This window comes from Allobosea sp. P1_A7 (assembly GCF_056406775.1).
The window spans coordinates 17,519-38,155 of record NZ_JBFTZN010000003.1; the positions used below are offsets into that span (position 1 = coordinate 17,519).

The following is a 20,637-nucleotide window of genomic DNA, read 5'->3' on the forward strand; positions in this document are numbered from 1 at the left end:
GTCAGGAGCGAAACGTCATGAGTCCCTACGTCACCATGCCTCTGGTTTTCGAGGGGGTTCCCGAGGATCAGATGCAGGGGCGCGCCGAGGCCTTCCTTGCCCGCATGCGCAAGCGCCGCACGGTGCGTGACTATTCGCAGAGGCCGGTTGCGCGCGAACTGATCGAGACGGCGGTTCGGGCCGCCGGAACCGCTCCGTCCGGTGCGAACCAGCAGCCCTGGACCTTCSTCTGCATCTCCGATCCGGAGCGCAAGAAGCTGATCCGAGAGGGGGCGGAAGAGGAGGAGCGTGCCTTCTATGCCGGTCGGGCCGGCGAGGAATGGCTCGGTGCGCTTGCCCATCTCGGCACCGACGACAGCAAGCCCTTCCTCGAAGAGGCACCCTGGCTGATCGCAATCTTTGCGCAACGCTGGGGTTATGATGCGCAGGGCCGCAAGGTGAAGCACTATTACGTACCGGAATCGGTCGGCATCGCGACCGGCTTCCTGATTGCGGCGCTGCACGATGCCGGGCTCGCGACCCTGACCCATACGCCGGCGCCGATGAATTTCCTGAACGAGATCTGCGGGCGGCCGGACAATGAGAAGGCGTTGATCCTGCTCGTCGTCGGCTATCCCGCCGATGACTGCCTCGTTCCGGCGATCGGCAAGAAGCCGCTGGAGGAGATCGCGAGTTTCCTTTGACTGGGTCGGAGCCTGATGCTCGCCGCTGCGGCGAGCATCAGGCTCCTGAACACGAGCCTCGATTGCCGAGGGGCGCGCATGGTCGGAGCGGACTTGGCCATGACGGACCCTATCTGGGCTCAGGGGCCCCGCCGGCTTACGCGGTGATCGCGTCGATCTCAGCCAGTTCATCGGCATTGAGCGTCCAGCTCGCGGCCTTCACATTGGCTTCGATCTGCTCGGGCCTGGTGGCGCCCGCGATGACGCTGGAAACGACGGGCTGAGCCGCCAGCCAGGAGAAGGCCAGCTCGACCATCGTCTTGCCGTGCTTCTCGCAGAAGGCGGAAAGCTTCTCGGTCTTCTGCCAGTTCGTCTCGGTCAGGACCTCGTTGGCGCGCTGGGCCTCACGCGTCATGCGCGCGCCGTCCGGCATCGGCTGATTGCGCTTGTATTTGCCGGTGAGCATGCCGTTCGCGAGCGGGAAATACGGCAGGAGCCCCATGCCAAAATGGCGGGCAGCCGGAATCAGCTCCTTTTCCGCGCCGCGCACCAACAGGCTGTACTCGTCCTGGCAGGAGGCAAAGCCCTCGATGCCATGGTTGCGCGCCGTCCAGTAGGCATCGGCGACCTGCCAGCTCGGCAGGTTCGAGCAGCCGATATAGCGCACCTTGCCCTGGCGGATCAGGTCCTCGAGCGTGCGCAGCGTTTCCTCGATGGGGGTCAGCGGGTCCGGCCGGTGGATCTGGTAGAGGTCGATCCAGTCCGTCTTCAGCCGCTTCAGCGAAGCCTCTACGGCCTCCACGATATAGCGCCGCGAGCCGCCCTTCTTGATGCCCTCGGCATCCATGTCCATGCCGAACTTGGTCGCCAGCACGATGTCCTTGCGGCGTGCGCCCAGGAGTTCGCCGAGAGCCGTCTCCGAGCCGCCGCGCGCGCCATAGATGTCGGCGGTGTCGAACAGGGTGATGCCGCACTCGATCGCCTTGTCGACGACCTTGCGGGCCGCCTCGAGATCGATCCGGCCGCCGAAATTGTTGCAGCCGAGGCCGACGAGCGAAACGCGCAGGCCGGTACGGCCGAGATTGCGGGTAAGCATGATGTGATCCTCCCAGAGAGTGCGGCAGAGGATCAGAGCCAAGGCGACGTGGCAATCGCCGCTATCGTCATTCGCGGGCTGCGCGAGGCGCAGGTTCGCAGAAGCCCGCAGATGCCAGGTCGTTCACAACGAAAAATGGCCGGGCGAGGGGCCCGGCCATCCTGCAGTAGCCGTTACGCCACCGCTTCCTTCTGCTTCTGCGAGCGCTTGCGCTCGTTGGGGTCGAGCACGCCCTTGCGCAGGCGGATCGACTTCGGCGTCACTTCGACCAGCTCGTCGTCGTCGATCCAGGCGAGCGAACGCTCCAGCGTCATCCGGATCGGCGGCGTCAGGCGCACGGCCTCGTCCTTCGAGGTGGTGCGGATGTTGGTGAGCTTCTTGCCCTTGAGCACGTTCACCTCGAGATCGTTCTCGCGGGTGTGTTCGCCGACGATCATGCCCTGATAGACCTTCCAGCCGGGCTCGATCATCATCGGGCCGCGATCCTCGAGGTTCCACAGTGCATAGGCCACGGCCTCGCCGGTTTCCATCGCGATCAGCACGCCGTTGCGGCGCCCGCCGATCTCGCCCTTGTAGGGCAGGTAGGCATGAAACAACCGGTTCATGATGGCCGTGCCGCGCGTGTCGGTGAGCAGCTCGCCCTGGTAGCCGATCAGGCCGCGGGTCGGAGCGTGGAAGACCAGACGCAGGCGATTGCCGCCCGAAGGCCGCATCTCAAGCATATCGGCCTTGCGCTCCGACATCTTCTGCACGACGACGCCGGAATGCTCCTCGTCGACGTCGATCACGACCTCTTCGATCGGCTCGAGCAGCTGGCCGTCCTCGCCGCGCTTCAGCACGACGCGGGGGCGCGAGACGCCGAGCTCGAAGCCCTCGCGCCGCATCTGCTCGATCAGGATGGCAAGCTGCAATTCGCCGCGGCCGGAGACGATGTAGCTGTCCTTGTCGGCGGCTTCCTCGACCTTGAGCGCGACATTGCCCTCGGCCTCCTTCAGGAGCCGGTCGCGGATGACGCGGGTGGTGACCTTGTCGCCCTCGGTGCCGGCCAGCGGGGAATCGTTGACCATGAAGGTCATCGACACGGTCGGCGGATCGATCGGCTGCGCCTTGATCGCGGTCTCGACCGACGGGTCGCAGAAGGTGTCGGCGACCGAACCCTTCACCAGGCCGGCGATCGAGACGATGTCGCCGGGAATGGCTTCTTCGATTGGTGTGCGCTCGAGCCCGCGGAAGGCCAGGATCTTGCTGATACGGCCGGTCTCGACGACGGTACCGTCGCCCGACAGCACCTTGATGGTCTGGTTCGGCTTGGCCGTGCCGGAGACGACGCGGCCGGTGATGATGCGGCCGAGATAGGGGTTGGCCTCGAGCAGCGTCCCGAGCATCCGGAACGGGCCTTCCTCGATGCGCGGCTCGGGCACATGGCTGAGGATCAGGTCGTACATCGGGGCAAGGCCCTGGTCCTGCGGACCGGCCGGATCATGCGCCATCCAGCCCTGCTTGCCCGAACCGTAGAGGATCGGGAAATCGAGCTGCTCGTCATTGGCGTCGAGCGCGGCGAAGAGATCGAAGACCTCGTTGATGACTTCCTGGACGCGAGCGTCGGGCTTGTCGACCTTGTTGATCGCCACGATCGGGCGCAGGCCAAGCTTCAGTGCCTTGGAGACGACGAACTTGGTCTGGGGCATCGGGCCTTCGGCCGCGTCGACCAGCACGATGGCGGAGTCGACCATGTTCAGGATGCGCTCGACCTCGCCGCCGAAATCGGCGTGGCCCGGAGTGTCGACGATGTTGATGCGCGTATCCTTCCAGACCACGGAAGTGGCCTTGGCCAGGATGGTGATGCCGCGCTCTTTCTCGAGCTCGTTGGAATCCATCACGCGCTCGATCACGCGCTGGTTTTCGCGATAGGTACCCGACTGCTGGAGCAGCTTGTCGACCAGAGTCGTCTTGCCATGATCGACGTGGGCGATGATGGCGATATTGCGCATGGACATGCGTGGGGTACCTTTTCAGGACCGCGAGCCGGCGCGGAAAGCCCGGCCGGCGCAGTTCACTTTCGTATGGGATTCTGGAATTCGTTGCGCTGCACATAAACGCTAGAGGGCGTTTGGGCAACCTTGATCGACAGCTGCCCGGCAACAGGGGCAGCGCTGGCGCATGAATCTCAGCGGGCGGTGGTCTGCAATTGCCGCCAGACCCAATAGGAATAGCTGAAGGTTGCGGCCATCAGGGCGGCAAGCCCGAGCAGCGTGGCCGTGGCCAGGACGAGAGGTGCCGCCGCGCCAAGCGCGAGGCCGAAGAGGGCAAGGCCGAGGCAGACGGAGCCCCAGCCGTAGAGCCTGTGGGTCCTCTGCCAGACCCGCTCGTCCGAAAGCGTCCATGGCGTCCTGACGCCAAATAGCAGCATCGAGCGCGTCTTGGCGGCGGCATTGCCGGTGACGACCAGGAAGAGGCCGAGCATCGCGGTCACCAGGCGTGGAACATCGGCCGCATACCCAAATGCGTGCGCAATCAGAAGCGCGTGGCACGCCGCGAGCATGAGCATAACGGCGCTCCATGTTGCGGTGTAGGCCTTGCCGGAGCGGGCAAGATTGCCGGCGCGGGGCTCCATGCGCGGCAGCAGCGTGAACAGTGCCGTGACGAACCCCGCGATGACGGGCAGGCTGAGGAACGCCACCCAGGGCCCGGCGAAGCCGTCTGGCTGGCCGTCGATCCCGAAATGAATGGCGATCCGGGCATCGGGCGACACGTGCATCAACGCAAAGGTCGAAGCGACGAGCATGCTGCCGAGGACGGCAAGACTCAGGGTCATGGTGGAGCGGATCATGATTGAGCGTCCTTTGGTTTGGCCGCGCGAGGCCTCGGTTCGAGAGCGAGCCCGAAATGGTCGAGGAACAGACACATTGCCTCTTCGAGCACGGACAGGTTCAGGCGGTAGGTGATGGTGGTGCCGAGCTTGTCGCTCTGGACCAGGTCCGCCTCGCGCAAGACGGCGAAATGGCCGGACAAGGTAGGTTTGGCGAGGTTGAAACGGGCCGCGATCTCTCCGGCCGTCATGTCCCGTTCGCGCAGCAGCCGCAGGATTTCACGGCGTGTCGGGTCGGAGAGCGCTTTGAAGATCGTGTTCATCTTTGTTATTTAGGAAATTACCGAAATAAAAGCAAGCTGCCATGCTCCAGCTTGCCCCAAGTGGTGGGGCTGGAAGCTGCCGGATCACGCGGCCGGCGTGCCCTCGGCGTCGAGAAGGGTCTGCCTGCGCTCGGCTACGGCGCGCCCGACCTGATCCATGGCGAGCCGGTATGCGGCGAGGCCGCTGGCGTCGACATCGCCGCTCGAAAAATTCGAGAGCACCTCGGCCAGGATCGCATCGGCCGTGCGTTCGAAATTCTGGAGGGCGGTCTCGTCCTGTTCGGAGCGGATGGCGGAGAGCATCGCGACGAGCCGGTCTAGCCCCGCCATGGCTTTGCGTCGGCGGAGCGTGCTGTCATGGCTGAGCAGGCCGGCGAAACCGGTGCCTAGCAGCGAAAGCGCCATCACGCCCAGATAGAACCAGTCGCCATAGCGCTCGAAGAAGGTTTCCTGCTCGCCGTCGATGAAGGCTGCCGCGCCGGGGTGAACCGGCAGCGGTGTGTCCTTGTCGGTCGAGGGTGTCTCCAGTCCCTGGATCGACGGGAGCTCAGCCGCMAGCGTCAGCCTGAGGGCCAGCAGGTCCTTGACGAGATCCCCGACGACGGCGTCGTCGAGGCTTTGGGCCGCAACCAGCCGTGAGGTCACGGAGATCGTCGTCAGGCTCTCGGAGGGGCGCGGCGGGTCTCCGCCGAGCGCGCCGCGCACGATCTCTCCGGTTTCGATCGATCTGTGCCGCGCGGTGATCGCATCCGCCGCGCTGATCGGAATGAGGACCGGGTCGTCGCCCCAGGCCAATTTGAGCTTGCTCAGGCCGTCATTGTTAATGCGCGAACCGACGGCGTTGATCGAAAAGAACGCATCGATCCTGCGTTCGCGCGCGGCGGGTGCGATCTCTTCGGAGTTCAGCCCGACGATCTCGACCTCCTCCGGCTTGACCTCGTATTGCGCCAGCACGCGCTTGAGCAGCGCGATATTGCCTGCCGGATTACGCACCACGCCGATCCTGCGCCCGCGCAGATCGGCGATACGCCCGATTGCGGTTTCCTTGTTGGTGATCAGGAAGGGGAAGGTGCGGCGGGTGATCAGGGCGGTGTCGGCATTCTCCGGCAGCGCGATATCGGGACGGATGATGGCGAGATCGGCCTGGCCGCTGTCGACGCGCTTGGCGCTCTCCTCGGAGCCCTCCGTGAGGATCAGGCGAAGCCGGATCGAGGATTTTTCGCGGCTGAGCCCCTGTACGAAGCCTGCGGCCATGCGCGCATCCTCCGATCCGAGCGGGCCGACGGCGAGTCTGAGCGTCCGGGGTTGGTTCAGGACGTAGAAGACCGACGCGGCGATACCGAAGATCGCCAGCAGGCCCGCCAGAGCCATGAAACCGCGCCGCCCCATGCCGGACCAATCCTGACCGCTTTGCCGTCGCCCCCGCGACGCGCTTGGCTTCGCTCGTGATCATGTCGCAAGTGGGGCGCGCCGCAAGAGGGCATGGCGCACGGGGACATGGAGGTTGCCGGGCCCGCGGCAGATGTCCTATTGCCGGGGAATGTCGCAAAGCTCCGATGCCTTCACCGTCAAGATTTGCGGTCTCTCCACGCGTGAGACGATGGCGGCGGCGCTCGCCGCCGGCGCCGACATGGTCGGGCTGGTCTTCCACCCGAAGAGTCCGCGCTTCATCGATATGGCTCGCGCGATGGCGCTCGCCGAGATGGCGCGCGGCCGCGCCGAGATCGTGGCCCTGATCGTGGATTTCGATGTGGCGCGGGCAAGGGAACTCGTGGACGCGCTCAGGCCGGACTGGCTTCAGCTGCATGGCCGCGAGACGCCGGAGCAGGCGCTGGCGCTCAAGGCCGCGACCGGTCTTCGCGTGATGAAGGCGCTGGGTGTCGCTGCTCCGTCCGATCTTGCCGCCATGTCCTCTTATGTCGCGGTGACGGACCGCATCCTGCTCGATGCCAAGCCGCCGAAGGATGCGGCCTATCCCGGTGGCCACGGCCGGCCCTTCGACTGGACGATCCTCTCCGGCCTCGACCCGGCTTTGCGCTTCATGCTATCGGGCGGCCTCGATCCGGCGAATGTTGCCGATGCCATCCGCATTGCCCGGCCTGCCGGGGTAGATGTGTCGTCCGGCGTCGAAAGCGCGCCCGGCGTCAAGGATATCCGCCGGATCAGGGATTTCATCGCCGCCGCACGTCAGGCGGCGCAGGATTTGAAGAAGGCAGGCCCGACATGAACGCGCCCCGCAATCCGAATACTTATCGTTCCGGGCCCGACGAGAACGGCCGGTTCGGCATGTTCGGTGGTCGTTTCGTTGCCGAAACGTTGATGCCCCTGATCCTGGAACTGGAACAGGCCTATGATGCCGCCAAGGCCGATCCGGCCTATCACGCCGAGATGGCTGGTGGCCTCAAGCACTATGTCGGCCGGCCGTCGCCGCTCTATCTGGCCGAGCGCCTGACGGATCATTTCGGGGGCGCAAAGATCTATCTCAAGCGTGAAGAGCTGAATCACACCGGCTCGCATAAGGTCAATAATGTGCTCGGCCAGATCCTGCTGGCGCGGCGCATGGGCAAGAAGCGCATCATCGCCGAGACCGGCGCCGGTCAGCACGGCGTCGCCACCGCAACGCTTTGCGCGCGCTACGGCCTCGAATGCATCGTCTATATGGGCGCGGTCGACGTCGCCCGTCAGGCGCCGAACGTCTTTCGCATGCAGATGCTGGGCGCCACCGTGGTGCCGGTCGAATCCGGAACCAAGACGCTCAAGGACGCGATGAACGAGGCCCTGCGCGACTGGGTGACCAATGTCGCGACGACCTTCTACTGCATCGGCACGGTGGCCGGCCCGCATCCCTATCCCGCCATGGTCCGCGACTTCCAGTCGATCATCGGCAGGGAAACGCGCGAGCAGATGCAGGAGCTCGAGGGGCGCCTGCCGGATTCGCTGATCGCCTGCATCGGCGGCGGCTCGAACGCCATGGGGCTGTTCCACCCCTTCCTCGACGATCCCACGGTCGAAATCTATGGCGTCGAGGCGGCCGGGCACGGCATCCCGAGCGGCCTGCATGCCGCCTCGCTGACGGGCGGGCGTCCCGGCGTGCTGCATGGCAACCGCACCTATCTGCTGATGGATGATGACGGGCAGATCAAGGATGCGCACTCGATCTCGGCCGGTCTCGACTATCCCGGCATCGGCCCTGAGCATTCCTGGCTCAACGATGTCGGCCGGGTCAAATATCTGTCCGCCACTGACGAGGAGGCGCTGGAGGCCTTCCAGCTCATCTCCAAGCTCGAAGGCATCATTCCTGCCTTGGAATCGGCACATGCGCTTGCTCGTGTAGCCGAGCTTGCGCCGCAAAAGCCGAAGGACCACCTGATGGTGGTCAATCTTTCCGGTCGTGGCGACAAGGATATTCCGCAAGTGGCGGAGATTCTGGCGGGACGGTGATGCCGGCCCCGTCCGATAGCCTGAGGATAAAACGATGAAGAAGACGATTCTGCTCGCCGCCATGCTGGTTCTGTCTGGCCCCGTCATGGCCCAGACCGCGAACACGGTGGCTCCCGCCGAGGGAATCGTCATCCGGACCGAGGGCGAGGTCAGGGTCAGGCCCGATATCGCGATCCTGCAGGCCGGCATTGTCAGCGAGGGCAAGACGGCCGCCGAGGCTCTCGCCCAGAACACGCCGGCGCTGGCCAGGCTGGTCGAAGCCGTCAAGGCGGCGGGCATCGCCCCAGCCGATCTGATGACCTCGCAGGTCTCGCTGATGCCGCGCATGACGCAGCCTTCCATGTCTCCCGGTCCGAAGCCGCCGCGCGCCGCCACGATCGACGGCTACGAGGCCCGCACCGGCTTGACCGTCACCGTGCGCGATCTCGCCAAGGCCGGTCCGCTGATCGACGCGCTGGCAAAGGCCGGCGCGAACGAGATGTCCGGCATAAGCTTCGGGCTGGCGGACGAGAGCAGGGCCAAGGATGCCGCGCGCCTGAAGGCGGCGGAGGCGGCGCGTGCGCGGGCCGAACTCCATGCCACGGCACTCGGCGTCAAGGTCGGCGAGCTGGTCTCGATCGTCGAGGCTGAAGCCGAAATCCCAGGCCGCGCCGCGGGCGATGTTCGTGCCTTCCGCATGGCGGCTGGTGCTGCACCGATTTCGGTCGAACCCGGCGAGATCACGGTGACGAGTTCGCTGCGTACGGTTTGGCGCATCGCGCCCTGAGCCCTCGCCAGCCCGCCCCCTTCATGCTAACCGCACGCTCATGACAGAGACCGGCCAGACCCGCATCCAGTCCCGCTTCGCCGCTTGCGCTGCCCAAGGTCGGGCAGCGCTGGTGACCTTCGTCACCGCTGGCGACCCGGATTTCGAGACCGCAAGCGCGATCCTCAATGCCCTGCCTGAGGCAGGCGCGGATGTGATCGAGCTCGGCGTGCCCTTCACCGATCCGATGGCCGACGGCGTCCCGATCCAGCTCGCGGGCCAGCGGGCCTTGAAGGCGGGGCAGACGCTGAAGAAGACGCTGGCCATGGTCGAGTCCTTCCGCAAGGCCGGCCATGACACGCCGATCGTGCTGATGGGATACTACAATCCGATCTGGGCCTATGGCGTCGAGCGCTTCCTGCAGGATGCGCGTCGGATCGGCGTCGACGGGCTCATCGTTGTCGATCTGCCGCCGGAAGAGGATGTGGAGCTCTGCCTGCCGGCTCTTGAGGCCGGTATCAGCTTCATCCGTCTGGCCACGCCGACGACCGACGACAAGCGCCTGCCGAAGGTGCTCAGCAACACCTCTGGCTTCGTCTATTATGTCTCGATGACGGGCGTAACCGGTGGCGCGATCGTGAGCTACAACGCGGTCGGCGATGCGGTGGCCCGGATCAAGCGCCACACCGATCTGCCGGTCGCTGTCGGCTTTGGCGTGAAAACGGCGGCCGATGCCGCAGCCATCGCGAAGGGCGCCGACGGGGTCGTCGTCGGCTCCGCGCTCGTCGAGCGGGTTCGCCTCTCGCTGGATGCGGACGGCAAGGCCACGGACAAGACGGTTTCGGCGGTCACCTCGCTGGTTGCGGAACTGGCTGCCGGCATCCGCACGGTCTCCAAGGCGGCCTGACCCGGCCGCTCCAGTCACACGTTTCAAGGATGATCCGATGAACTGGATTTCCGAAGTCGTTCGCCCGCGCATCAAGACCCTCTTCAAGCGCGAGAGCCCCGAGAACCTCTGGATCAAGTGCCCTGATTCCGGGCAGATGGTCTTCCACAAGGACGTCGAGGCCAATGGCTTCGTCATTCCGGGCTCCGACCATCATATGCGCGTCACCGCGCAGGATCGGCTGCGCCTGACTTTCGACGAGGGCAAATGGGTCGATGTCCCGCTGCCGGAGGTCGCGGTCGATCCGCTGAAGTTCCGTGACGAGAAGCGCTATGTCGACCGCCTCAAGGACGCGCGCGCCAAGACCGGCGCGGCCGATGCGTTCAAGGTCGGCTTCGGCCGCGTCCAGGGCCTGCCCCTGACGATTGCCGTGCAGGACTTCCACTTCATGGGCGGCTCGCTCGGCATGGCGGCGGGCGAAGCCTTCATCAAGGGCGCCGAGACCGCGCTCGAGAAGAAGACCCCCTATGTCGTGTTCGCCGCCTCAGGCGGTGCGCGCATGCAGGAGGGCATCCTCTCGCTGATGCAGCTTCCGCGAACGACGGTCGCGATCAGGCGTCTGCGCGCGGCTGGGCTGCCCTATTTCGTGGTTCTGACCAACCCGACCACCGGCGGCGTCACGGCGTCCTACGCGATGCTGGGCGACGTCCACATCGCCGAGCCGGGCGCCCTGATCGGTTTCGCGGGTCCGCGCGTCATTGAGCAGACCATCCGCGAGAAGCTGCCCGAAGGCTTCCAGCGCGCCGAATATCTCAAGGATCACGGCATGGTCGACATGGTTGTCCATCGCCATGAGATTCCGGCGACGCTGGCGCGGCTGGGCCGCCTGCTGACCAAGCAGTCCGAGCCGGCAGCTGATGCCAAGCAACCGGTCGGGCCGGTCCCCGAAGCGGCCTGACACGGATAACGGACGGCCGGAGGCCGAGCGCATCATGGGGTCTTCCGACACGCTGCTGGCGCGCTTCCTGGCGCTGCATCCCAAGCTGATCGATCTCTCGCTCGGCCGCATCCTGACCTTACTGGAGCGGCTCGGCGATCCGCACAAGCGCCTGCCGCCGGTGATCCATGTCGCCGGCACCAATGGCAAGGGTTCGACCATCGCCTTCATGCGGGCGATTCTCGAGGCGGCGGGTCTCAGCGTCCATGTCTACACTTCGCCGCATCTGGTGCGCTTTCATGAGCGCATCCGGCTCGGTCAGCCGGGCGGCGGTCGTTTCGTCGACGAGGCCGTGCTGGTCGAGGCACTGGAGCGCTGCGAGCGGGCCAATGCCGGCGACCAGATCACCTTCTTCGAGATCACCACTTCGGCCGCCATGCTTCTCTTCTCCGAGCACAAGGCCGACGTTCTGCTGCTCGAGGTCGGTCTCGGCGGTCGCTTCGACACCACGAATGTCGTCGCCCATCCCGCCTGCACGGTGGTGACGCCGGTCTCGATGGACCATGCCGAGTATCTCGGCGATACCGTCACCAAGATCGCGGGCGAGAAGGCCGGCATCTTCAAGCGCGGCGCCCCGGCCGTGATCGCGCCACAGGAACCGGAGCCGACGGCCGTGCTCGAAGCCGCGGCCGAACGCGTGGGAGCCTCGAAAATTCTGATCGGCGCGCAGGACTTCAACATTCACGAGGCGGGTGGACGGCTGGTCTACGAGGATGGCGACGGCCTGCTCGATCTGCCGTTGCCGCGCCTCACCGGGCGTCATCAGCACGTCAATGCCGGTACGGCCATAGCGGCCTTGCGCGCAGCCGGATATGGCGGCCTGCCGGCCCGCGCCTTCGAGCAGGGCATGCTCAATGCCGAATGGCCGGCACGGCTGCAAAGGCTGGCGCGCGGCCAACTCGCCGAACTCGTGCCTGCTGGCGCCGAGCTATGGCTCGATGGCGGCCATAATCCCGATGGCGGCCGCGTTCTTGCGCAGGCGATGGCCGATCTGGAGGAGAAGAACCCGGCTCCGCTCGTCATGATCGCGGGATTGCTCTCGACCAAGGACGCAACCGCGACGCTCGGGCATTTCAAGGGTCTCGCGCACGCGCTCTTCGCCGTGCCGATCCACAACCAACTGGCCGCCCGCCCGGCCGACGAGGTTGCGGCTCTCGCGAGGGGCGCCGGGTTGAAGGCCGAGGTCGCAGGTTCCGTCGAGCAGGCGTTGCGCGAGATCGCCGTGCGGACCTGGCGGGCGCCGCCGCGCATCCTGATCTGCGGCTCGCTCTATCTGGCCGGCGAAGTGCTTTCGGCCAACGGTACGCCACCGGTGTAGCACCGGCACGGATGGGGAGAGTGCGATGCAGGCCCGGCAATTCGGAGCAAATGGCCCGTCGCTCCCCGTCATCGGCCAGGGCACCTGGAACATCGAACTCGCCGATCAGGCCGGCGCGGTGGCGGCTTTGCGTCGCGGGCTCGACCTTGGCCTGCGCCATCTCGACACGGCAGAGATGTATGGCTCCGGCCGCTCGGAGGAGATTGTCGGAGAAGCCATCGCCGGGCGGCGAGACGAGGTCTTCCTCGTTTCCAAGGTGCTGCCGTACAACGCCTCTCGTGCGGGGACGCGCAGGGCCTGCGAGGAATCGCTGAGGCGGCTGCGCACCGACAGGCTCGACTGCTTCCTGCTGCATTGGCGCGGCTCATACGCGCTGGAGGAGACTTTCGCAGCCTTCGAGGACCTGAAGCGCCAGGGCAAGCTTCTGTCCTGGGGCGTCAGCAATTTCGACGTCGATGATCTCGACGAGGCGCTGGCGATTGCCGGCGAGGGCATCATCGCCTGCAACCAGGTCCTTTATCATCTCGGCGAACGTGCCATCGAGCATATGGTCATCCCGTGGTGCGAGCGTCACGGCGTTGCGGTGACCGCCTACAGCCCATTTGGTCAGGATGATTTTCCCTTAGCCGCAAGTGCCGGCGGCCGCGTGCTCACCGATGTCGCGATCACGCATGGAGCAACACCGCGTCAGGTCGCGCTTGCCTTCCTGACCCGCCAATCCCCGGTCTTCGCGATCCCGAAGGCCGCCAGGGCCCAACATGTCGAGGACAATGCCGGCGCGCTGAAGCTGCGCCTGAGCGACAGCGAGATCGCGCGGATCGACGCTGCTTTTCCACGTGGACCAAAGCCCCGTTCCCTGCCGATGTTGTAGGGGCGCCTGCAGGTCAAGCCGGCCGTGCGGAAACCAAGTTGCGGCTTTCTGCTTTACAACTGGGGGCTGAAGGGCGTTTCCTAGAGTAAAGGCGGCGGAGCATCGCATCCGACAACGCCGAATTCTTGCAACGGTTGCGTCTTCAGGAGTGGTGTGATGCGTCGCGTCCTCGGCGTCCTCGCCGTATTGTTTCTTTCGCTTGCCGGCTTGGCTTCGGCCCAGGCCGGCGTTCAGGTCCGCGTCGACCTGGCTGCCCAGCGCATGCAGGTGACGACCACTGACGGAGAGATCTACAATTGGGCGATCTCATCCGGCCGCAAGGGATTCCGCTCGCCCAACGGCGTTTATAGCCCGACGCGGCTGGAGCGGAGCTGGTACTCGCGCAAATATGGCGGGGCGATGCCCTATTCCGTGTTCTTCCGTGGTGGCTATGCCATCCACGGCACGACAGCGGTAGGTGCACTCGGCCGGCCGGCATCGCATGGCTGCATCCGGCTGCATCCTGCCCATGCCGCCAAGCTGTTTGCGCTGGTCAAGAAGCACGGTGCCGGCCAGACGCGTATTGCGCTGAATGGTGCCAGTTCGGACGGGCTGTCGCAATTTGCCAGGGCAGGCGGTGCCAAGAGCAAGCTCGCGAAGGCGCCTCAAAAGAGCAAGGTCGCCATTGCGCAGTCGAAATCCAAGCAGCGTGCGGCCGCGATCGCGCATCAGCGTGGCGTGCCGAACTGGGATGCGGCGCGTGATCAGCTCTTCATGCGGCCGACCCTGCCGCCCAACGCCTATGGCTACCAGCCCTACCGGGTCGGGCCGACCTGGAGATAAGGGCTCAGATCGCCTCCACGGCGATCCGCATCCAGCCGCTGAGCGTCTCGCCCGGCTGAAGCCGGGTGAGCGGAGAGGTCGCGCGCGCTGCAGCCTCGCTCGGCGAACCGATGGCGTGGCTTTGCGGCTCGACGCAGAGGAAGTCGGCACCAGGAGGCGCCCATACGACCGGGCAGCGAAGCGTTTCGCTTGCCGTGACGGTGATGTCGACGCCGCGCGACGGTGTTTCCATGCGCGCAGTGCCATCCCAACCGAGGAAGCTCCAGGCCGTTTCTGCCTGAGTTGCGAAGAGCGGGTTGGCGGCATAGGGGCCGCCATCTGCGAGCGGCTGCGAGCCGGTCGCGCGGAAGCCGTTGCCGAGGATCAATGCGCCGTCGGAGCGCATCCTGAGGCGCGTATCCGCCGCCGCGGGAAACCAGGGATGCAGCCCGAAACCAAAGGGTAGGGCCACATCCGCCTCGTTTATGATCGCAAGGGCGATGGTCATACCGGAATCGTCGAGGCTGATCTCCTGCCGCGCGCGGTAGCGGTAGGGATCTTCACCGGCGCTGCGCCGATGTTCCAGGACGGTATGGCCGTGGTCATACCGCAGGACCTCCCAGTCCGACTGCCAGCCGAAACCATGAATGCTGCCTGTTCCCGCAGGATCGTTGGCCGGCACCCGAAAGCGCTGCTCGCCATCGTCGATGACGCAATCGAAGGCGCGATTGGCAAAGGGCAGCATGGCCCAGCTGCCGAAGCGATTGGGGGCCGCGATCGAGGGAACCGCCCCCGCCGGCGCCCGCAGAAGCGAACGCAACTGCCCGTCAGGCGCGCGCCATTCGAGCGCGGTCACCATCGCACCGACCTCGGGCGCGATCGCGGCGGAGAGAGGTCCGGACTGCAGGGTAAGCATGGTGATGTCCTTACTTGATCAGCGGGCGTAGCATCGCCTGCATCGAGCGCATGCGCGGCAGGAACTGCGCCACCATCTCCTCCGCCGAGGTTCGCTGCACCTGCCCGGAAATATTGAAGGCGGCAACGGTCTCGCCACGCGCATTGGCGAGGGGGAGTGCCATCGAGATCAGGCCAAGTTCCAGTTCCTGATCGACCACGCTGTAACCCTGTTCGCGTGCCGCCGCCAAGGCGGCCATGATCCGTTCCGGCTCCGTTACGGTATGAGGCGTCAGCGCTCGCGGCCGGCCGGCCAGAATCCGTTCGCGGGCCTCGTCCGGTGGCAGCGCTGCGAGAAGGACGCGCCCCATCGAGGTGCAGAAGGCGGGCAGGCGCGAGCCGACGGAAAGGCCGACGGACATGATCCGCCTCTGCGCCGAACGCGCGATATAGACGATCTCGTGCCCGTCGAGCAGCGAGGCCGAGGAGGATTCATGGGTTTCCTCGGACAACCGCTCCAGGAAGGGCTGGACGAGCTGGGGCAGGGCGCTGGAGGCCAGCCAGGCATGGCCTAGCCTGAGCACGCGCGGCGTCAGCCGGAAGAACTTGCCGTCGAATTCAGCGTAGCCGATCCTTGTGAGCGTCAGAAGGCAGCGCCGGGCCGCCGCGCGAGACAATTCGGTGGCGCGCGCCACGTCTGCAATCGTGAGCTTCTCATGCGCCGCGTCGAAGCATTCGATCACGGCCAGCCCCTTTTCCAGGGCGGCCATATGGTCGCGATCCGACGTTGCAGTGCCCAATCTTGACCCCTGTTGACGCAATGGGTATTGTTCGAAAATCAAAACGATGTGCGATTAACGCACAAAACGAGGAGATGTCAAGGTGGCTGAGTTCGTCTCCCTCGCCGAGGGAATCGAGACGGTGGTGCGTGACGGCTGCTCCGTCGCGATGGAAGGCTTCACTCACCTCATCCCGCATGCTGCCGGGCATGAGGCGATCCGTCAGGGCCGCAAGCGGCTGACGCTGATCCGCATGACGCCGGACCTGATCTACGATCAGATGATCGGGATGGGTTGCGCGGAAAAGCTGGTCTTCTCCTGGGGCGGCAACCCTGGCGTCGGCTCGCTGCATCGCCTGCGTGATGCGGTCGAGAATGGCTGGCCGCATAAGCTCGAGCTTGAAGAGCACAGCCACGCCGCCATGGCCAATGCCTATGAGGCCGGCGCCGCCAACCTGCCCTTCGCGGTGTTTCGCGGTTACAAGGGCGTCGATCTGCCCAAGGTCAATCCCCGGATCAAATCCGTCACCTGCCCCTATACCGGGGAAGTCCTGGCGACAGTTCCCGCCATCCGGCCCGACGCCGCCGTCATTCATGCACAGAAGGCGGATCGCGAAGGCAATGTCTTGCTCGAAGGCATTGTTGGCGTGCAGAAAGAGGCCGTACTCGCGGCCAGGCGTTCGCTGGTTACCGTCGAGGAGATCGTCGAGGACTTTGGTCCACGCAATGCCAATGCCGTCATCCTGCCGTCCTGGGCGGTGACCGCCATCGCCAGGGTGCCGGGCGGAGCCTACCCATCCTACGCCCACGGTTATTACAAGCGCGCCAACGACTTCTACATTGCCTGGGACAAGATCGCCCGGGAGCGCGACACATTCATGGCCTGGATGAAGGCAAATGTCCTGGAGCAGGGGCCGGAGGTGTTTGCGCACCATGCCGGCCTTGCTCGGCAGGCAGCGTGAGGATCAGCGCCATGAGCCATACTCCCATGAGCCACACGCCCACCGAGATGATGAGCATTGCGGCTGCCCGCCTGCTGACCAATGACGATGTCTGCTTCGTCGGTATCGGCGCACCCTCGGCCGCCTGCAACCTGGCGCGCCTGACCCATGCCCCGAAGATCACGCTGATCTACGAATCCGGTACGCTCTCCACCCGCCCCTCCGTGCTGCCGCTCTCGATCGGCGACGGCGAACTCTGTGATACCGCGCTGACCACGGTCGGCGTGCCCGAGATGTTCCGCTACTGGCTGCAGGGCGGCCGGATCACCATTGGTTTCCTGGGCGGTGCGCAGATCGATCGCTACGCCAATCTGAACACCACGGTCGTCGGGGACTATGCCGCGCCGAAGGTGAGGCTTCCCGGCGGCGGCGGCGCGCCGGAAATCGCCAGCAATTGCGGCGAGATCTTCATCACGATGGCGATGGGCTCGCGCGCCTTCGTCGAAACGCTGCCCTTCATCACGTCCTTCGGGCACGGCAAGGGCAGGGGCGATCGGGAACGGCTCGGCCTCAAGACCAAGGGGCCGACCAAGGTGATCACCGATCTTTGCGTCATGGAACCCGATGCCGAGAGCGCCGAGCTGACTGTCACTGCGCTGCATCCTGGCGTGACGCGGGATCAGGTTCAGGCCGGTTGCGGCTGGACCTTGCGTTTCGCTGGCGAACTCGTCGAAACTCCGGCGCCGACCGCGCAGGAGATCGAGATCCTGCGCGATCTGCACGCCCGGACCAAGCGAGCGCATGGAGTAGCGGCATGAGCCTGATCTATCCACGCGATGGCCTGAAGGCCCATCCGCTCAACGCGTCGCCGGCCTATACGAGTACGCTGAAGCGCGCACCCTCGCAGCCGCTGATCCTGGTGCCGCATACGCTGTCGGAGATCAGCGGTCCGGCGTTCGGTCATGGCGCCGTGCAAGCCGGCGATTCAGATCTCACCCTGCAGCATGAGGGCGAGCCGCTCGGCGAGCGGGTCATCGTGACGGGCCGGGTGCTTGACGAGGATGGCAGACCGGTGCCGCATACACTGGTCGAGATCTGGCAAGCCAACGCGGCAGGGCGCTACGTCCATCTGCGCGATCAGCATCCCGCGCCGCTCGACCCGAATTTCACGGGAGCCGGCCGCGCCATGACCGATGCGGAAGGGCGCTATCGCTTCGTCACGATCAAGCCCGGCGCCTATCCCTGGCGCAACCATCACAACGCCTGGCGCCCGGCGCATATCCATTTCTCTCTGTTCGGGCCGAGCTTCCTCTCGCGCGTGATCACCCAGATGTATTTCCCGGGCGATCCGCTCTTCGCCTACGACCCGATCTTCCAGTCGATCCCGGACGCGAAGGCACGGGAGCGCCTGATCTCGCGCTTCGACATCGATACGACCGAACCGGAATGGGCGCTCGGATACCAGTTCGACATCATTCTGCGCGGTCGCGACGCGACGCCGCTCGAGGAGCCGCATGATGACTGAGCGCAAAGCCCCCTTGGGCCTCACCCCCTCGCAGACGGTCGGCCCCTTCTACGCCTATGCGCTGACGCCCCGCGCCTATGGCGGTTCGGAGCTGGCCAATGAGCGGATTGCAACCGATGGCGTCGCGGGCGAACGCATCACCATTCGCGGCCATGTCCTCGATGGCGATGGCGAACCGGTGCCGGACGCCATGATCGAGGTCTGGCAGGCCGATGCGGATGGACGACACAATGCCGGGGGCAATGCCGGCTTCACAGGCTTCGGCCGGGCGGAAACCTCGCCGGAAGGCTTCTTCCATTTCGAGACGGTGCGGCCGGGCGCGGTGGAGGGGCTAAACGGTACGAGGCAGGCGCCCCATCTCGCCGTCTCGGTCTTCGCGCGCGGGCTCCTGCTCCGGCTGGTGACCCGCATCTATTTCTCGGACGACCCTGCCAATGCGTCCGATCCCGTGCTCGCGCTGGTCCCGCATGAGCGGCGTGAAACGCTGATCGCGCAACGTGGCCCGGACGGCGTCTTCCATTTCGACATCCGGCTGCAGGGCGAAGGCGAGACGGTGTTCTTCGACGTCTGAGCCCGTGCGGCATGTGCGGGCTTGACCCCGGCTTGCGGGCCAAGGAGATAGTCGGGTCAGCGCTCTGCTTCGCCCGCGCCTGATGCGGCAAGGCAGGGCCATGACCGACGCCGTGCCGGAGCCCGCCATGCCGAAACCCTTGATCGCGCTCGACTGGGGCACCACCCGTGCCCGCGCCTTCCTCATCGGCGAGGACGGCTACGTGATGGACCGGCGGGTTGCGGATCAGGGCATCCAATCCGTGCCGGCGGGAGGCTTCCCGGCCGCTTTCGAGGGGATCGCCGGTGATTTCCGCCGCAGGCGGCCGGATGCCGCGATCGTGCTCGCCGGCATGGTCGGCAGCCGCAATGGCTGGGTCGAGGCGCCTTACGTCGCGTGCCCGGCCTCAATCGAAGCGCTGGCAGACGCCGGCATCGCGGTGACGCTGGAGGACGGAACACGCGCAACCGTGCTGCCCGGCCTGTCCTGGGACGATGGTGCCTTCGATGTCATGCGTGGCGAGGAAACTCTGATCGTCGGACTCGGTCTCGACGAGGGCATTGCCTGCTTGCCCGGCACCCATTCGAAATGGGCTGAAGTGCGGGCTGGCCGGATCACGCGCTTTGCCAGCTTCATGACCGGCGAGACCTACGGCCTGCTGCGTCAGCATTCGATTCTGGCGCGCCTCGCGGAAGAGCCCTCCGGAGACGACGCAAGCACCGGCGCCGCACGCGGCTTTGCTGCAGCAGCGCGGCCTGCCGGGCTGCTCAACGCAGCCTTTGCGGCGCGTACCGAGGTGCTGGCGGGGCGAATGGGCGGCGGCGCGGTCGGGCCCTATCTCTCGGCGCTTCTGGTCGGCCAGGAGATTGCCGGCGTGCAGGCGTTGTTCGGACGCCCTGCCACGGTCCATCTCGTGGCCGATGGAGCGCTGGCTGCGAGCTATGGAGCGGCGTTCGAGACGGCGGGCCTGCCCTTCCAGATCACGACACCGGAAGACGCCTTTGTCGCGGGTGTGAAGCGTCTGGCTGCGAGGCTGGTGGCGTGATCACCGTCTTCGGATCGCTGAATGTCGATCTGGTCACGCCCGTCGAGCGCCTGCCGGGAGCCGGCGAGACGGTGATCGGCCCGGGCTATGCGCTGCACCCCGGCGGCAAGGGGGCCAACCAGGCGCTTGCCGCCCGTCGGGCGGGCGCCGAGGTCGTGCTCGCCGGCGCTGTCGGGCGTGACGCCTTTGCCGAGATCGCCCTGTCCCTGCTGGCCGCCGACGGAGTCGATCTCACGCTGGTCGAGCGGGTCGAGGCGCCGACGGGTGCCGCCTTCATCGCGGTCGATGCAGCAGGCTCCAATCAAATTGTGGTGGCGGCCGGCGCGAATGCCAGGCCCGGGCCGCTGGCTTGCGCGACCTGCCGCTTGGCCAGCGTAACATCCTGTTGCTGCAGCGCGAGGTTCCGGAGACGGAGTGCATCGCGGCGGCCCGGCTGGCGAGGCAGGCGGGCGGGCGCGTCATCCTGAACCTGGCGCCGGCCGGCACGCCTGCTCCCGAATTGCTCGATTGCCTGGACATGCTGATCGTCAACGAGCACGAGGCGCTGGTGCTTGCCAGCGCTTGGGGTTGGGCCGAGCGGGAGCCTGACGCCTTTGCGCAGCGCGTCGATGCCGAGCGCGGCATTGCCTGTGTCGTCACGCTCGGTGGCGAGGGCGTCGTCGGCTGGCATGGCGGCGTTCGGCGCCGCCTCGAAGCGCCGAAGGTCGAGGTTGTCGACACGGTCGCGGCCGGAGACAGCTTTGTCGGGGCTTTCGCGGCGGCGCTCGATGCCGGCTATGGTTTTTCAGGCGCGCTTCAGCGCGGGCTCGCAGCCGGTTCGCTCGCCTGCACGGTGCCCGGTGCGCAACCAAGCGTGCCACGGCGGCCGGAGATCGAGGCACTGGCCGGTGCCGGCTTCCTCTGAGATGCCCTCGATGTGGATGACGATACGTTAAGCCTGTTTGGATTCATCGGG

Annotated in this window: 23 protein-coding genes; 16 read left to right on the plus strand and 7 right to left on the minus strand. The window is 66.0% G+C overall.

Annotation, left to right across the window (positions count from 1 at the left end; all coding sequences use genetic code 11):
* Positions 1–17 precede the first annotated feature (17 nt).
* On the plus strand, positions 18–683 hold the full coding sequence (locus tag AC1D34_RS00950) for a nitroreductase family protein (RefSeq protein WP_476823254.1): 666 nt from the start codon (positions 18–20) through the stop codon (positions 681–683).
* Between the two features lie 136 nt (positions 684–819).
* Here AC1D34_RS00950 and AC1D34_RS00955 read toward each other — a convergent pair whose 3' ends face one another.
* The 5 genes from AC1D34_RS00955 to AC1D34_RS00975 form a co-directional block, all read right to left on the minus strand.
* Positions 820–1,758, minus strand: coding sequence for an aldo/keto reductase (locus AC1D34_RS00955; protein ID WP_476823255.1), 939 nt, complete (start codon positions 1,756–1,758; stop codon positions 820–822).
* A 173-nt stretch (positions 1,759–1,931) separates the two neighbouring features.
* Positions 1,932–3,755: a translational GTPase TypA gene (typA, locus tag AC1D34_RS00960; RefSeq protein ID WP_441490594.1), complete on the minus strand. Its 1,824-nt coding sequence runs from the start codon at positions 3,753–3,755 to the stop codon at positions 1,932–1,934.
* 170 nt (positions 3,756–3,925) lie between these two features.
* Entirely contained in the window at positions 3,926–4,588 is a 663-nt protein-coding gene (locus AC1D34_RS00965) for an SdpI family protein (protein ID WP_476823256.1), read from the minus strand.
* Positions 4,585–4,890: an autorepressor SdpR family transcription factor gene (locus tag AC1D34_RS00970; protein WP_476823257.1), complete on the minus strand. Its 306-nt coding sequence runs from the start codon at positions 4,888–4,890 to the stop codon at positions 4,585–4,587. The genes AC1D34_RS00965 and AC1D34_RS00970 overlap by 4 nt, the downstream gene beginning before the upstream one ends.
* Before the next feature lie 84 nt (positions 4,891–4,974).
* The gene (locus AC1D34_RS00975) at positions 4,975–6,279 is read right to left on the minus strand and encodes a TAXI family TRAP transporter solute-binding subunit (RefSeq protein ID WP_476823258.1); all 1,305 of its coding nucleotides are present in this window, start codon (positions 6,277–6,279) and stop codon (positions 4,975–4,977) included.
* A gap of 151 nt (positions 6,280–6,430) precedes the next feature.
* On the opposite strand from AC1D34_RS00975, the gene AC1D34_RS00980 reads away from it, so the two are divergent.
* From AC1D34_RS00980 to AC1D34_RS01015, 8 genes are all read left to right on the plus strand, one after another.
* A complete protein-coding gene (locus AC1D34_RS00980) occupies positions 6,431–7,117 on the plus strand; it encodes a phosphoribosylanthranilate isomerase (RefSeq protein WP_441490598.1) in 687 nt (228 codons plus the stop codon).
* Positions 7,114–8,331 carry a tryptophan synthase subunit beta gene (gene trpB, locus AC1D34_RS00985; protein ID WP_441490599.1) on the plus strand — a complete coding sequence of 406 codons (1,218 nt, stop codon included), beginning with the start codon at positions 7,114–7,116 and terminating at the stop codon, positions 8,329–8,331. Before AC1D34_RS00980 ends, trpB begins: the two co-directional genes overlap by 4 nt.
* A gap of 34 nt (positions 8,332–8,365) precedes the next feature.
* Positions 8,366–9,097, plus strand: a complete 732-nt coding sequence (locus AC1D34_RS00990; protein ID WP_476823259.1) for an SIMPL domain-containing protein — start codon at positions 8,366–8,368, stop codon at positions 9,095–9,097.
* Between the two features lie 40 nt (positions 9,098–9,137).
* Positions 9,138–9,983: a tryptophan synthase subunit alpha gene (gene trpA, locus AC1D34_RS00995; protein ID WP_476823260.1), complete on the plus strand. Its 846-nt coding sequence runs from the start codon at positions 9,138–9,140 to the stop codon at positions 9,981–9,983.
* Between the two features lie 37 nt (positions 9,984–10,020).
* Positions 10,021–10,920: an acetyl-CoA carboxylase, carboxyltransferase subunit beta gene (gene accD / locus AC1D34_RS01000; RefSeq protein WP_441490602.1), complete on the plus strand. Its 900-nt coding sequence runs from the start codon at positions 10,021–10,023 to the stop codon at positions 10,918–10,920.
* 34 nt (positions 10,921–10,954) lie between these two features.
* Positions 10,955–12,277: a bifunctional folylpolyglutamate synthase/dihydrofolate synthase gene (locus tag AC1D34_RS01005; RefSeq protein WP_476823261.1), complete on the plus strand. Its 1,323-nt coding sequence runs from the start codon at positions 10,955–10,957 to the stop codon at positions 12,275–12,277.
* A gap of 25 nt (positions 12,278–12,302) precedes the next feature.
* Positions 12,303–13,148, plus strand: coding sequence for an aldo/keto reductase (locus AC1D34_RS01010; protein WP_476823262.1), 846 nt, complete (start codon positions 12,303–12,305; stop codon positions 13,146–13,148).
* Between the two features lie 156 nt (positions 13,149–13,304).
* Positions 13,305–13,970, plus strand: a complete 666-nt coding sequence (locus AC1D34_RS01015; RefSeq protein ID WP_476823263.1) for a L,D-transpeptidase — start codon at positions 13,305–13,307, stop codon at positions 13,968–13,970.
* A 4-nt stretch (positions 13,971–13,974) separates the two neighbouring features.
* On the opposite strand, the gene AC1D34_RS01020 is transcribed toward AC1D34_RS01015, so the two are convergent.
* Positions 13,975–14,865 (minus strand): aldose epimerase family protein, encoded by an 891-nt coding sequence (locus AC1D34_RS01020; RefSeq protein WP_476823264.1) that lies wholly within the window; start codon positions 14,863–14,865, stop codon positions 13,975–13,977.
* Positions 14,866–14,875: 10 nt separating this feature from the next.
* On the minus strand, positions 14,876–15,613 hold the full coding sequence (locus AC1D34_RS01025; protein ID WP_441490814.1) for an IclR family transcriptional regulator domain-containing protein: 738 nt from the start codon (positions 15,611–15,613) through the stop codon (positions 14,876–14,878).
* Positions 15,614–15,725: 112 nt separating this feature from the next.
* On the opposite strand from AC1D34_RS01025, the gene AC1D34_RS01030 reads away from it, so the two are divergent.
* The 7 genes from AC1D34_RS01030 to AC1D34_RS01060 all read left to right on the plus strand — a co-directional run bounded on the left by AC1D34_RS01030 (position 15,726) and on the right by AC1D34_RS01060 (position 20,586).
* Entirely contained in the window at positions 15,726–16,583 is an 858-nt protein-coding gene (locus AC1D34_RS01030) for a CoA transferase subunit A (protein ID WP_441504935.1), read from the plus strand.
* 26 nt (positions 16,584–16,609) lie between these two features.
* On the plus strand, positions 16,610–17,380 hold the full coding sequence (locus tag AC1D34_RS01035; protein WP_476823280.1) for a CoA-transferase subunit beta: 771 nt from the start codon (positions 16,610–16,612) through the stop codon (positions 17,378–17,380).
* Complete coding sequence (gene pcaH, locus AC1D34_RS01040; RefSeq protein ID WP_476823265.1) at positions 17,377–18,087, plus strand: protocatechuate 3,4-dioxygenase subunit beta; 711 nt, start codon at positions 17,377–17,379, stop codon at positions 18,085–18,087. Before AC1D34_RS01035 ends, pcaH begins: the two co-directional genes overlap by 4 nt.
* On the plus strand, positions 18,080–18,658 hold the full coding sequence (gene pcaG / locus AC1D34_RS01045) for a protocatechuate 3,4-dioxygenase subunit alpha (RefSeq protein ID WP_476775071.1): 579 nt from the start codon (positions 18,080–18,082) through the stop codon (positions 18,656–18,658). Before pcaH ends, pcaG begins: the two co-directional genes overlap by 8 nt.
* A gap of 127 nt (positions 18,659–18,785) precedes the next feature.
* The gene (locus AC1D34_RS01050) at positions 18,786–19,682 is read left to right on the plus strand and encodes a 2-dehydro-3-deoxygalactonokinase (protein WP_476823266.1); all 897 of its coding nucleotides are present in this window, start codon (positions 18,786–18,788) and stop codon (positions 19,680–19,682) included.
* Positions 19,679–20,149 carry a PfkB family carbohydrate kinase gene (locus AC1D34_RS01055; protein WP_476823267.1) on the plus strand — a complete coding sequence of 157 codons (471 nt, stop codon included), beginning with the start codon at positions 19,679–19,681 and terminating at the stop codon, positions 20,147–20,149. The genes AC1D34_RS01050 and AC1D34_RS01055 overlap by 4 nt, the downstream gene beginning before the upstream one ends.
* Positions 20,032–20,586 carry a PfkB family carbohydrate kinase gene (locus AC1D34_RS01060; RefSeq protein WP_476823268.1) on the plus strand — a complete coding sequence of 185 codons (555 nt, stop codon included), beginning with the start codon at positions 20,032–20,034 and terminating at the stop codon, positions 20,584–20,586. The genes AC1D34_RS01055 and AC1D34_RS01060 overlap by 118 nt, the downstream gene beginning before the upstream one ends.
* Positions 20,587–20,637 lie beyond the last annotated feature (51 nt).